This is a genomic window from Desulfotignum phosphitoxidans DSM 13687 (genome assembly GCF_000350545.1).
Lineage (GTDB): Bacteria > Desulfobacterota > Desulfobacteria > Desulfobacterales > Desulfobacteraceae > Desulfotignum > Desulfotignum phosphitoxidans.
Window position 1 is genome coordinate 198305 of the sequence record NZ_APJX01000006.1, and the last position, 13608, is coordinate 211912.

The 13608-nt window shown below is 54.8% G+C and carries 8 protein-coding genes; 7 read left to right on the forward strand and 1 reads right to left on the reverse strand.

The window, feature by feature from the left end; translation table 11 throughout:
- Positions 1-6 precede the first annotated feature (6 nt).
- Entirely contained in the window at positions 7-2025 is a 2019-nt protein-coding gene (locus DPO_RS14630; protein WP_006966830.1) for an acetyl/propionyl/methylcrotonyl-CoA carboxylase subunit alpha, read from the forward strand.
- Positions 2026-2029: 4 nt separating this feature from the next.
- Here the strand turns inward: DPO_RS14630 and glnE are convergent, their stop codons facing one another.
- Entirely contained in the window at positions 2030-4948 is a 2919-nt protein-coding gene (gene glnE, locus DPO_RS14635; RefSeq protein WP_006966831.1) for a bifunctional [glutamate--ammonia ligase]-adenylyl-L-tyrosine phosphorylase/[glutamate--ammonia-ligase] adenylyltransferase, read from the reverse strand.
- 216 nt (positions 4949-5164) lie between these two features.
- Between glnE and DPO_RS14640 the strand changes: the two genes are divergently transcribed.
- From DPO_RS14640 to purF, 6 genes are all read left to right on the forward strand, one after another.
- Positions 5165-5548: a DUF2294 domain-containing protein gene (locus DPO_RS14640; protein ID WP_006966832.1), complete on the forward strand. Its 384-nt coding sequence runs from the start codon at positions 5165-5167 to the stop codon at positions 5546-5548.
- Between the two features lie 327 nt (positions 5549-5875).
- On the forward strand, positions 5876-6415 hold the full coding sequence (locus DPO_RS14645) for an LbetaH domain-containing protein (protein ID WP_006966833.1): 540 nt from the start codon (positions 5876-5878) through the stop codon (positions 6413-6415).
- Between the two features lie 133 nt (positions 6416-6548).
- On the forward strand, positions 6549-7577 hold the full coding sequence (locus tag DPO_RS14650; protein WP_006966834.1) for a beta/alpha barrel domain-containing protein: 1029 nt from the start codon (positions 6549-6551) through the stop codon (positions 7575-7577).
- A gap of 251 nt (positions 7578-7828) precedes the next feature.
- On the forward strand, positions 7829-8971 hold the full coding sequence (carA, locus tag DPO_RS14655) for a glutamine-hydrolyzing carbamoyl-phosphate synthase small subunit (protein WP_006966835.1): 1143 nt from the start codon (positions 7829-7831) through the stop codon (positions 8969-8971).
- Entirely contained in the window at positions 8958-12182 is a 3225-nt protein-coding gene (carB, locus tag DPO_RS14660; protein ID WP_006966836.1) for a carbamoyl-phosphate synthase large subunit, read from the forward strand. Before carA ends, carB begins: the two co-directional genes overlap by 14 nt.
- Positions 12175-13608, forward strand: coding sequence for an amidophosphoribosyltransferase (gene purF / locus DPO_RS14665; RefSeq protein ID WP_006966837.1), 1434 nt, complete (start codon positions 12175-12177; stop codon positions 13606-13608). The genes carB and purF overlap by 8 nt, the downstream gene beginning before the upstream one ends.

Consider the following 13608-nt stretch of genomic DNA (forward strand, 5'->3'; position numbering starts at 1 on the left):
TGCGCCATGTTCGATTCCATTTTGATTGCCAACCGGGGAGAGATTGCCGTGCGGATCATCCGCACCTGTAAACGCCTGGGCATCCGGACCGTTGCGGTCTATTCCGATGCAGACACCCGCAGCCTGCACCGGCAGATGGCGGATGAGGCCGTGTATATCGGCAAATCTCCGGCAGCGGAATCTTACCTGAACCAGGAAAAAATCCTGTCCGCTGCCAGGGATTCCGGGTGCCGGGCGGTTCATCCCGGTTACGGGTTTTTGTCGGAAAACACCCGGTTTGCCGAATCGGTCCAGGCCGCCGGTCTGGAGTTCATCGGACCGCCTTCCCAGGCCATCGCCCTGATGGGAGACAAAATCGCCTCCAAAGATCTGGCGGTCAAGGCCGGAGTGCCGGTGATTCCCGGCCATACCCGGGTCCTGGAAGACGTGGACGAAGCGTTGTCCATCGCCCGGGAGATCGGATACCCGGTGCTGCTTAAGCCGGCGGCAGGCGGCGGAGGCAAGGGCATGCGTATCGTGGCCGGCCCGGATCAGATGGCCGATGCCCTGTCGGCCAGCCGCCAGGAAACCCGCAAGGCGTTCGGCGACACCCGGATCTTCATGGAGCGGTATATCCAACAGCCCCGGCACGTGGAGATCCAGGTGCTGGCCGATGCATTCGGCCATGTCGTTTTTCTGGGAGAACGGGAGTGCTCCATCCAGCGGCGGTATCAGAAAATCATCGAGGAATCTCCGTCTCCAGGAGTGAGTCCTGACCTGCGGCAGCGCATGGGACTTTCAGCCTGCGACCTGGCCCGCCAGGCCGGGTATGTCAATGCAGGCACGGTGGAGTTTGTGCTGGCGCCTGACGGCAAATTTTATTTTCTGGAAATGAACACCCGGCTGCAGGTGGAGCATCCGGTCACGGAAATGGTCACCGGACTGGACCTGGTGGAACTCCAGCTGCGCATCGCCGCCAAAGAACCATTGCCCTTTGACCAGGCAGGGGTGAACTTTTCCGGCTGGGCCATGGAAGCCCGCATCTGCGCTGAAGACCCGGCCCGGGGATTTGCGCCGGCCACCGGCATGATCACCCGGTATGCCGAACCCGGAGGGGAAGCCGTGCGGGTGGACAGCGGCGTGGATACCGGCAGCAAGATCGGGGTCCATTATGATTCCATGCTGGCCAAGGTGATCTGCCACGGAAAAAATCGGGAAGGGGCCCGGATGGCTTTGATCGAGGCACTCAACGGATATCATATCGAAGGGGTGGTCACCAACATCGATTTTGCCAACAGTGTGCTGTGCGAGCCGGCATTTGCCGCAGGCGAACTGGACACCGGGTTTATCGACCGCCATTTTGACGGCCATCTTTCCTTGTCCCCTCCAGATGAAGGGCATCTGAAGCTGTCCGCCCTGACCGCGGCCTTAGTGTATCACGTCCGCAACATTTTGGTCCGGGAATCCGTCAAATCCATGGTGACCCGCATCGGTGGCGGGAAAGGCATCACCGGCACCCATCACTATGTGGTCAGATCTGAAACAGCCGTGTATGAGATACAGATGGAAAAAGGGCCGGATGGAAACCAGTGGATTATCTGTGTCAACCAGGACCGGATGGTGGTGGAACCCCCTGACTTCGAATTTTACCGCCGCCGCCTCAAGCTGAAAATCGATGGGCGGTATCACCGGTTCCGGCTGCGCTACGACCGCTCTTTTTTCTGGATCGCATTTTGCGGCCTCATCCGGCTGTTCGAGGTCTACCGTCCCGAAGAATGGGAACTGATCGGGTACATGCCCGCCGGAAAAGAGGCCCTGCCATCTGATGAACTGCCGTGTCCCATGCCCGGCCTGGTGGTGGATGTGCCTGTGAAAAAAGGGGACCGCGTCACCCGGGGTCAGAATCTGGTTACCCTGGAATCCATGAAAATGGAAAGCGGTGTGGCCTCCCCTGTGGACGGTACGATCGCCGAAGTACTGGTGACACAAGGGGATGCCGTGGATGCCGGGGATGTGCTGGTGCGGTTCATGAAACACCACACATGACGTATCAGTGCCTATCCCCGGGAAAGCCCAGGCGACGATCATAGATCGCTTTGACCTCATCGGTCATTGCTTTGAACCGGCCGGCCGGGACCTGTAATGGTTTTTCCTGCAGGGTCAGCCGGTGGACCACCTGGCGCAGGGTGATATATGCTTTCTGAAGGATGCCGCTTTCCTCTCCGGAAATCAGCCCTTCACAGCTCAATCCTTCCAGAAGCCGGACATTGTCCGTCCACACTGTGACATCCGGATGATCGCCCCCGTGCCTCAAGGTCAGATACTGCACCAGAAATTCAATATCCACGATGCCGCCGAACCCCTGTTTGAGGTCGAATAGACCGGATTCTGTTTTGAGACGCTGGGTGCGCATGCGTTCGCGCATCTCCCGGACCGCGTGTTTTAGTTCTTCGGCCGGCCGGGATCTGCACAGGATTTTCTCCCGGATCTCATGGAACCGGTCCATCAGGGACCGGTCTCCGGTAATAGGCCGGGCCCGGATCAGTGCCTGGTGTTCCCAGGTCCAGGCCTGGGTGTCCATATACTCTTCAAACGCCTCGATATGGGAAACGATCATGCCGGCATCGCCCCCGGGCCGCAGGCGCATGTCTGCCCCATAAAGTGTGCCGGCCGGGGTGTGCATGGTCAGGGCGTGGATGATGCGCTGTCCCAGATTGCCATAGAACCGGACCGTTTCAATGGACCGTTCCCCACCTTGCGTATCCCCATGCTCCCCATGGTACAGAAAGACCAGATCCAGGTCGGACTTGTACCCCATCTCCAGCCCGCCCACCTTGCCGTAGGCCACAATGGCGAATCCGCAGTCATCGATGCCGTTCCCTGTCAGGTGAGGCGGAACCCCGTATCTGGTGGAAACAATGTGCCAGGCGATTTGCAGGATCCGGGTCAGAACAGTTTCCGCAATATAGGTAAGATGGTCGCTGACCTTCATTAACGGGTAATTCCCACTCACATCCGCTGCTGCCACCCGCAGGGTATTGACCTGACGGAAAATGTTCAACTCCTCCAGCAGGTACTCCTGATCATGGGGATCGATCTTGGCCATCCGGACCGCCATCTCTTTTTCCAGGGCTGCTTTTTTCGGCAGGGCGTACAGAGAAGCCGGGTGCATGAGTTCATCCAGCAGCACGGGATGGCTGGCCAGAAACGTGATGATCCAGGGGCTTTTTTCTGCCAGGGTGATCAGGGTATCCAGGGCCTGGAAATTTTCGATGAGCAAAGACAGATAAGTGGTCCGGCGCTCAATAGTGATGATCAGATCCACCAGCCGAACCAGCACCGCCTCACTGTCTTTTGCCTGGCCCGCTTTTCTCAGCAAAACCGGCACCAGCCGGGCCAGTTTCTTGCGGCCCGCCGGGGTCAGGCGCAAGGTATTGGGATGCCCGGCCAGGGAACGGAGCACGGACAGGACCCGGCCGGGATCTTCAAATCCCGCGACTTCGATGGCCTCCTGGGAAAACTGGGGATCATTGATATTGAGCCACATCTCCTTGAGTTCCCGGGCCGCCGGATCCCTGGCATCATCGGCATCTGTCACCAGCAGCTGGGAAAAATGACCGTGCACACAGGCCATGACCTGGTTCAGTTTTTCCTTGAACGCCCCAAAGGAGTCAAACCCCGTGGAAAGGGCCAGAATCATCTGCTGATCCGGATGGTCCGGAATATCATGGGTTTGCAGATCCTGGTATTCCTGAAGCCGGTTTTCCACAGTGCGCAGAAACCGGTAAGACTGGATCAGGTCATCCCGGGTGGCGGCATCGATACAGTTGTGCCCGGCCAGCAGGTGCAGAACCTGTAAAATTCCCGGGGCCTGCAAAGAGGGTTCCACCCCGCCCCGGATAAGCTGAAACAGCTGGCCGAAAAACTCGATCTCCCGAATACCGCCGGCACCTAATTTGATATTGTTTTTCAGGCGGGCGTTTTTCACCTGCAACGTGATGCGCTGCTTCATATCCCTGAACGAATCAAATGATCCATAATCAAAATACCGGCGGTAAATAAATCCGTTGAGATTGTGGAGCACCAGGCGGCCGGCAGCCAGATCACCGGCCACGGGTGCAGCCTTGATCATGGCATACCGCTCCCATTCCCGGCCCTGGGTCTGGAAATATTCCTCAAACGCGTCCGCGCTCATGACCAGGGGTCCGCTGTCACCAAAAGGCCGCAGCCGGGTGTCCACCCGGTAAAAATGCTGTCCGCTGTCCGAAGCAAAAAATTTGAGGAATTGCTTGCACAACCGGGTGAAAAAATCCAGGTTCGAGGTGTTGATCCGGCCGTCCAGAAACGTGTTGCCTTCTTTGGGATACACAAAGATCAGATCGATGTCCGAAGAAAAGTTCAGCTCTTTGGCCCCCAGCTTTCCCATGCCCAGAACCACCATCTGCTGGGGGTGGCCGTGCTGATCCATGGGGATGCCGTGGGTGATGCATTGTTTTTCATACAGCACATCCAGCGCCTGATTTACACAGGCACTGGCCAGTTCCGACAGATCGGACAGGGTTTCGGTCAGATCGGCATTGCCCGTCAAATCTCGCCAGGCAATGCGAATAATTTCCCGGCACTTGAAATCAATTAAAATTTTTTTTGCCTGGTCTGTATCCGCATTCTTGGTCTTTTGTATGGCCGAATTTTGATACCATCCCGGATTCCTCTTTGTTTCCAGATCACCGGAATCAGTCAGATCATGCAGCATTTCCGGATTTTTAGCCAGGCTGTCCGCCACAAAATCACTGAACAGAAGCACCCGGATCAGATCGGCCGGGTCCACACGATCAAGGTCCTGCCCCTGCCCGAATTTTTCAAGACCGCCATAAAACCGGTCCAGCCGGGTCATCAAAAGGATTTTCAAAGAAGAAGTCAGGCCGGGAAATACAGTGTCGATCATCCTGGCATCGGGTTTGTCATCCATGGCACCGCCAAAAATTTATGAGTTAGCATTTTTCAAGCACACTGTTTTTTGTTTTCATACATAATATCAGCGGCATATTTTATCAAGCCCTGAAGAGGTATGACCATTTTTCCGCCCGGCATTAGAAATATTTGTTTTTTTCTTGTTTTCAATGTAGTTTAAATAATAACAGGTCTGCTGTATCTATAACACGGGCAGATGATCTCAGGAGATGAAATGACGGAAAAAACCAAGGGTCAAATAGAGGCTGAAATTAGTGAGGCGGTCATAAAATTCGAAAAAGAATTCATGGGGCGGGGACCTTTGGAAACAAAGTCTTACATCATTGATGACATGGTGCTGGTCCGGCTCAAGAACGTACTCACCCAGGCGGAGCTGAAGCTTGCGGACATACATGAACACAAGGATGGCAGAGAACTGGTGAAACGAATCCGGATAGCGCTGCTGGAACAGGGCAGGCCCCTGCTTGAAAAAGCGGTGGAAAAAATTTTGCGAATCAAGGTAAAAAGCCTGCACACGGACATCAGTACAGTTACCGGTGAAAGAATCATTCTTTTCACCCTGGTCTCTGCCCCCGGAATTTATCTGGACAAAAATTGATATCCCCGGGGGGTGCCTTTAAAAACACCGAATCACCGTCAACTGTAAAAAATTTCGTTGACAACTGCTGAGATATCTGTTTTAAATAATTCCCAATCTGCCGGAAAAGGGTGTGCCGCACAATTTGTCCGGGGGATGAAAAATAATGACAAAGTCTTAGCGTTGGAACGGGTCCTCTGATTTTAGAGGACGCAGGAAAAATATAAGGCCGGTGTCTGTTCGAAAAGAACAGACACCGGCCTTTTTTTGTGGTCATCATGGCAGATTGAAACAAGCGCCATAAAATGACCAAAACCCATATGAATGAAAAATCCAGGAGGAAGCATAATGATCTATCGAAATCATGCAGGAGACAAACCCGTCGTACATCCCACCGCAACGATTCATCCATCGGCCGTGGTGATCGGCAATGTACAGATCGGCGAGAAGGTGTTTGTGGGACCCAATGCCGTGATCCGTGCGGACGAACCCTGTCCGGAAGGAAAAGTGGAAGCTATTGTCATCGAATCCGAGGTCAATATTCAGGACGGGGTGATCATTCATGCGTTGGGCGGATCGCCGGTTCACATTGGAAACGGGGTCTCCCTGGCCCATGGCGCGGTCATCCACGGCCCGTGTCATGTGGGAAACAACTGTTTTGTCGGTTTTAAAAGCGTGGTTTTCAACGCCCGCATCGGTGAAGGGGTCGTGATCCAGCACCAGGCCCTGGTGGAAGGGGTCGAGATCCCGGACCGCACGCATGTACCGTCCATGGCCGGCGTACTGACAGAAGCGGATGTGCATGCCCTCAAGCCGGTCACTGCCGAACTGTCCGCGTTTGCCGAAAAGGTTCGAAAAACAAATGTATTTCTGGCGGAGGTGGCCTGACATGACCCATCCTGTCTCTCCCGAAATACGCTTTCCCCATCGAACAAAATGATAAAATCGACTTTCGGGGCTGAATGATGACCACAGAATCAGCCGGCTCCGAACGTCGAGCCAAAAAGGGTTGAAATTCATTATGAAAACACTTGATTTGCCAGAGCGGATAACGATTCATGACACCACGGTCCGGGAAGGGTTTCAAAGAGAGGAGCGGCTGATTCCCACAGATGCCAAACTGTGGGTGGTCCGGCAGCTTGTCAAGGCGGGATTCAAAAAGATTGAGGTCACCAATTTTGCCAATCCGTCCCGGCTGCCCCAGTTTGCCGATGCGGAAGAACTGCTGAAGCAGATCCGGACCCACCGGGCACTTATCCCTCTTCTGGCGGATGTTGAAATTTCAGCGGTCACCATCAACCAGAAGGCCGTGGACCGAGCCCTGGCGGCCCACCGGCAGGGGGCCGGCCCGGACAGAATCCTTCTGGTCATCTCTGTGAGTGATGCCTATCAACAGGCCAATACCGGCATGACCATCCATGAATACTGGAAAATGGCGGAAAACTGTCTCCAGGCCGCCAAATCATCCGGCATCCGGGTGTGTGGTGTCATCAATGGGATCTGGGGATGCCCGAAATCCGGCAGGACCGATATGCAGAAGGCGGTGGACTTTACCCGGCGCTGGCTGGAGATGGGGGCCGACGAAATCGAACATGCGGATCATGACGGGTCGGCCACACCGGACCGGATTTATGCCTATTTTTCTGCCATCCTGGATGCGATACCGGATCCGGAAACGCATATGGCCCATTTCCATTCGACCCGGGGGTGGGGCATGGCCAACGTACTGTCCGCCATGCAGGCAGGCATCACCCATTTTGAATCGACCCTGGGAGGCATCGGCGGGCAGCCGGCCAACTTTGTCGACGGCGTTCCCGTGGCCGGCACCGGTGACTATTACCACAAAGACCCGGGTCTGTCCGGACTGGTATCCACGGAAGACCTGGCCGTGATGCTGGATGAAATGACCATCGGAACGGGATTGGATCTGGACACAGTGATTTCCACCGGCGGCATGGTGGAACGGATCGTGGGCCGGCGACTCCGGTCTGAATGCCTTCATTCAGGCAGAATTGTAAAAAAAGAAAGTGCTCTCCAAGACCGCTTTTAAAACCAGGGATCTTTTTCAGTCACTCTTTTCAGATTCGTCAATACTGCCTTGCTAAATCGTCGTGTTTTATGATATTTATGGGAGCTTCAACAAGGGGCGCTTGACCATGAAATATGATCCGGACCGGCTTTCGGATCCTTTGATGACAACACCAGGCAACACAATCAACTGAACAGCGAACCCGCCGGGGCATTGCCCGGCACCAAACCCACAATCAACTCAAATGAGTTGCTTAGAAGGTATACAAAAAAATGAAAGCATTACTCGCCCTGGAAGACGGCAGGACATTTGCCTGCAGAAGTTTCACAGGACCCGGGGAAGCATCCGGTGAAGCGGTGTTCAACACCAGCATGACCGGATACCAGGAGATCCTCACCGACCCGTCCTATTACGGCCAGATGGTGACCATGACCTATCCGCTCATCGGAAACTACGGCATCAGCCCTGAAGATGTGGAATCCAACCGGATCCAGGTGGCGGCATTCATTGTCAAGGAATACCAGAATTTTCCTTCCAATTTCAGATCCAGAGGGACTTTGGCGGATTACCTGATCAAAAGCCATATATTAGGTGTGGAAGATCTGGATACCCGGGCGTTGACCCGGCATATCAGAAAATCCGGTGCCATGCGGGCTGTGATCTCCACCTCGGACCTGAACCCGGATTCTCTGGTGGCAAAGGCCCGGCAGGTGCCTTCCATGGCCGGCAGCGACCTGGTACGATATGTCACCACAAAAAAACCCTATTTCTGGAAATACAACCAGCCCGATTATGTACCGGCAGCTTCTTTATCCAATGCCTTTGTCTGGCGGCACCGGGGGAAAAAACATTCGGTGGTGGCCCTGGATTTCGGCATCAAGTACAACATCATCCGATGCCTGGAGAATGCCGGGTGCGAAGTACTTACCGTGCCGGCAAAAACCCCTCCGGATGTCATCAAAGCGCTCCAGCCCGACGGCATTTTTCTGTCCAACGGCCCGGGAGATCCGGAGCCTTTGACCGATGCCGTGGACACCATCCGGCAGTTGCTGGGATCAGTGCCGGTTTTCGGCATCTGTCTGGGCATGCAGCTTTTGGGACTGGCCATGGGCGGAAAAACCCATAAAATCAAATTCGGTCACCGGGGCGCCAATCAGCCGGTGAAAAATATGGCCACGGGCAAGGTGGAGATCACCTCCCAGAACCATGGGTTTGCCGTGGACCTGAACAGCCTGAAAGACCACTCTTCCGCATTGAGTCATATCAATCTCAATGAAGACTCCCTGGAAGGGATTCAGGATGATTCCCTGAAGGCCTTTGCCGTACAGTACCATCCGGAAGCCTCCCCCGGTCCCCATGACGCGGCCTATCTTTTCAACCAGTTTGCCAAAGTGATGACCCATGCCAAAGCGTAATGATATTAAAAAAATTCTGATCATCGGGGCCGGTCCCATTATCATCAGCCAGGCCTGCGAATTTGACTATTCCGGGACCCAGGCCTGCAAGGCCCTGAAGGAAGAAGGGTTCGAGGTAATCCTCATCAACTCCAATCCCGCCACCATCATGACCGATCCGGAAACTGCGGATCGGGTCTATATCGAACCGGTGACTCCGGACACCCTGTGCAAGGTGATCCGAGCGGAGCGGCCCGATGCGGTGCTGCCCACATTAGGTGGCCAGACCGCATTAAACACCGCTATCGAGGCCGCCAAAACCGGGATATTTGAAGAATACAACGTGGAGCTGATCGGTGCGTCCATCGAGGCGATCCACAAGGCGGAAGACAGAGAGTTGTTCAGAGACGCCATGAACAAAATCGGTCTGCGGATTCCCAAAAGCGGGTTTGCCCACAATTTTGCCGAAGTGGAAGATGTGGCAAAAAAGATCGGATTCCCCCTGATTGTCCGGCCCAGCTTTACTTTAGGCGGCACCGGCGGCGGGGTGGCTTATAACATGGAAGAGTTGAACCGGGTGGCCAAATCCGGCCTGGATGCCTCTCTCATCAGCCAGATCCAGCTGGAGGAATCCGTGCTGGGATGGAAGGAATACGAACTGGAAGTGATGCGGGACCATGCCGACAACGTGGTCATCATCTGTTCCATCGAGAATGTGGATGCCATGGGGGTCCACACCGGGGACTCCATTACCGTGGCCCCGGCCCAGACCCTGTCGGACAAGGAATACCAGGTGCTGCGGGACGCGTCCATTGCCATCATCCGGGAGATCGGCGTGGACACGGGCGGCTCCAATGTGCAGTTTGCCGTGAATCCGGAAAATGGGGATGTGATCGTGGTGGAAATGAACCCAAGGGTTTCCAGAAGTTCGGCCCTGGCCTCCAAGGCCACGGGGTTTCCCATTGCCAAGATCGCGGCCAAGCTGGCTGTGGGGTATACCCTGGATGAAATTCCCAATGATATCACCGGCGAGACCATGGCCTGTTTTGAACCCTCCATTGATTACTGTGTGGTAAAAATCCCGAGATGGACGTTTGAAAAATTTCCCGAGGCCCAGGATGTGCTCACCACAGCCATGAAATCCGTGGGAGAAACCATGGCCATCGGCCGGACCTTTAAGGAGGCGTTTCAAAAAGGGCTCAGATCCCTGGAGATCGGCCGGGCCGGATTCGGGGCCGACGGCAAGGATCTACCACCCGATTCCGTGGCCGGCACGGACCTGGAATATCATCTGTCCACCCCCAATTCCCAGCGCCTGTTCTACATCAAGTACGCGTTGAAACACAACATGCCCATCACCATGCTGTATGAGCTGACTCATATCGATCCCTGGTTTCTGCACCAGATGAAACAGATTGTGGATATGGAAAACCAGATCAAGCTGGCAGGAAAAAATATGCCCAAAGACCTGCTGGAAAAAGCCAAAAAATACGGGTTTTCCGACCGCCAGCTGGCTCATCTCACACACTTGACCGAAAAACAGGTGGAACAGGAAAGAAAACTGCTGGGACTGGTGCCGGTGTACAAGCTGGTGGACACCTGTGCTGCGGAATTCAGAGCGGTCACGCCTTATTATTATTCCACGTATGAAACCGAATGCGAGGCCCGGGTGAGCGACAGGAAAAAAGTGATCATCCTGGGGGGCGGTCCCAACCGCATCGGCCAGGGCATCGAATTTGACTACTGCTGTGTGCACGCCTCATTTGCCCTGAAAGAAGAAGGGGTGGAATCCATCATGGTCAACTCCAACCCGGAAACCGTGTCCACGGACTATGATACCTCGGACAAGCTGTATTTCGAACCCCTGACCCACGAGGATGTGCTGCACATCGTGGAAAAGGAAAACCCGTTCGGTGTCATCGTCCAGTTCGGCGGTCAGACCCCGTTGAATCTGGCCACCGGACTCCAGAAAGCCGGGATTCCCATCATCGGCACCTCGCCGGAAAGCATTGACCGGGCCGAAGACCGGGACCTGTTCCAGGCCATGATGGACAAGCTGGGATTGCGGCAGCCGGAAAACGGGATTGCCCACTCCTATGACGAAGCCCTGGCTGTGGCCAGGGAAATCGGGTATCCGGTCATGGTGCGACCGTCTTTTGTCCTGGGGGGACGGGCCATGAAAATCGTGTATGATGAAGCGGATCTGGAATCGTTTTTCGATCTGGCGATCCAGGCATCCCCGGACAAACCCGTGCTCATTGATAAATTTCTGGAAGAAGCCTTTGAACTGGATGTGGATGTCATCTCCGACGGGGAGACCACCGTGATCGGCGGCATGATGGAGCACATCGAGGAGGCGGGTATCCACTCGGGTGACTCCGCCTGTGTGCTGCCCCCGTATTCCATTGCCCCGCAACACATCGAAGAGATGGCCCGGGCCGCTGAAGCCATGGCAAAAGAACTCCAGGTCAAGGGATTGATGAACATCCAGTTCGGCATCATGAACGATACCGTGTATGTCATCGAGGTCAATCCCCGGGCCTCCCGGACCATTCCCTTTGTATCCAAAGCCATCGGCGTCCCTTTGGCCAAACTGGCCACCCAGGTGATGCTGGGCAAAACCCTGAAAGAGCTGGGGTTCATCCAACAGGTGATCCCGCACTACTATTGTGTCAAGGAAGCGGTGATGCCTTTTGACCGGTTTGAAAACGTGGACCCGGTCCTGGGGCCGGAGATGAAATCCACGGGCGAGGTCATGGGGATTGATATAGACTTAGGTGCGGCCGTGGCCAAATCCCAGATTGCCGCCGGCCAGAAACTGCCGGAATCCGGTACTGTGTTCATCTCGGTCCAGGACAAGGACAAAGAAGCGGCCCTGCCCGTGGCAAAAGAGTTTCACGACATGGGGTTCACCATCATGGCCACCCGGGGAACGGCCGCGTTCCTGGAAGAACACCAGGTGCCGGCCACTCCGGTGAAAAAAGTGTCTGCCGGCCGGCCCCATGTGGTGGATGCGGTGAAAAACAAGGAAATTCAGCTGATTCTCAATACCGGCGCCACCAGCCAGACCCAGCGGGACGGGTATGAAATCCGCCGGGCCGCCATTAAATACAAAATTCCTTATGCCACCACCACCGACGGGACCCGGGCCATTTTAAGCGCCATCAAGGCCTTGAAAAAAGAAACCCTGTCCGTTAAACCCATCCAGGAGTATCATAAACAAAATGTCTGACCATCTGACGCTTCCTTCCAGTGAACGCCCCAAAGATGAATGCGGGGTATTTGGACTGTACCAGCATCCGGAAGCCGCAAAAATCACCTATTTCGGACTGTATGCCCTTCAGCACCGGGGCCAGGAAAGTGCGGGGATCTCCGTGAACCGGGGCATCAACGACAAAATTTTTTCCCACAAAGGCATGGGCCTGGTGCCGGATATTTTTGATGTGGATGACCTGGAACGGATTGAAGGGGGGTCTGCCATCGGGCATGTGCGGTACTCCACCACCGGGGATTCCGTACTGCTCAATGCCCAGCCCTTTGTGGTGAACCACCGGCACCGCTCCTATGCCCTGGCCCACAACGGCAACCTGGTGAATGCCCATATTTTAAGACGGGAACTGGAAGAAAAAGGCTCGATCTTCCAGACCACCATGGATTCAGAGGTGTTTTTGCACCTGTTCATCAAAAACCTGGTCAAAGGTGATTATGAAAACGCCATTCTCAAGGCGGTGTCCAAAATCCAGGGGGCCTATTCCATGATTCTTCTCACCTGCAAGGGGGAAATCATCGGTATGAAAGACCCCAATGGGTTTAGACCCCTGGCACTGGGAAAACTCAACGGCCATTATGTACTGGCCTCTGAAACCTGTGCCTTTGACCTGATCCAGGCGGAATTCATCCGGGAGCTGGATCCTGGAGAAATTGTGATCATCAATGAAGACGGGATCAAGAGTCTCCGTCATCCCAAAGCCGCGGCCCACAAGAGCTTGTGCATTTTCGAGTATATCTATTTTGCCCGGCCCGACTCCACCATTGACGGCAAGAACGTATATGAAATGCGCAAAAATCATGGCCAGCGCCTGGCCCAGGAAAGCCATGTGGATGCGGACCTGGTCATGCCGTTTCCCGATTCGGGCAACTATGCCGCCATCGGGTATGCCAGAGAATCAGGCATTCCCTTTGAAATGGGCATGATCCGCAACCATTATGTGGGCCGAAGCTTTATCCAGCCCACCCAGTCCATGCGGGATTTTAGCGTACGCATCAAGCTCAACCCGGTCAGGGAACTGATCAAAGGCAAGGACATCATCATTATCGAAGATTCCATCATCCGGGGCACCACCGCCAAAACAAGAGTCAAGGCCCTGCGGGAACTGGGCGTCAAAAAAGTGCACATGCGCATCTCCTGCCCGCCCCACAAATTTCCCTGTTACTACGGCATTGATTTTTCTTCCAAAGGAGAATTGATTGCCGCGGAAAAAACTGTGGATGAACTGCGGGATTATCTGGGCCTGGATTCGCTGCACTATCTGTCCATAGAAGGAATGCTGGAGGCCTCCGGCGTGAAGGATCCGGAGCTTAATTTCTGCAAGGCCTGTTATGACGGCGACTATCCGGTGCCGTTTGACCCTGAATTCACCAAGCAGTGCATGGGATAA

Coding starts and splice junctions, on each gene's coding strand:
- carA (WP_006966835.1), top strand. CDS start 7,829: ATGAAAGCATTACTCGCCCTGGAAGACGGCAGGACATTTGCCTGCAGA.
- DPO_RS14650 (WP_006966834.1), top strand. CDS start 6,549: ATGAAAACACTTGATTTGCCAGAGCGGATAACGATTCATGACACCACG.
- DPO_RS14645 (WP_006966833.1), top strand. CDS start 5,876: ATGATCTATCGAAATCATGCAGGAGACAAACCCGTCGTACATCCCACC.
- DPO_RS14640 (WP_006966832.1), top strand. CDS start 5,165: ATGACGGAAAAAACCAAGGGTCAAATAGAGGCTGAAATTAGTGAGGCG.
- glnE (WP_006966831.1), bottom strand. CDS start 4,948: ATGGATGACAAACCCGATGCCAGGATGATCGACACTGTATTTCCCGGC.
- carB (WP_006966836.1), top strand. CDS start 8,958: ATGCCAAAGCGTAATGATATTAAAAAAATTCTGATCATCGGGGCCGGT.
- DPO_RS14630 (WP_006966830.1), top strand. CDS start 7: ATGTTCGATTCCATTTTGATTGCCAACCGGGGAGAGATTGCCGTGCGG.
- purF (WP_006966837.1), top strand. CDS start 12,175: ATGTCTGACCATCTGACGCTTCCTTCCAGTGAACGCCCCAAAGATGAA.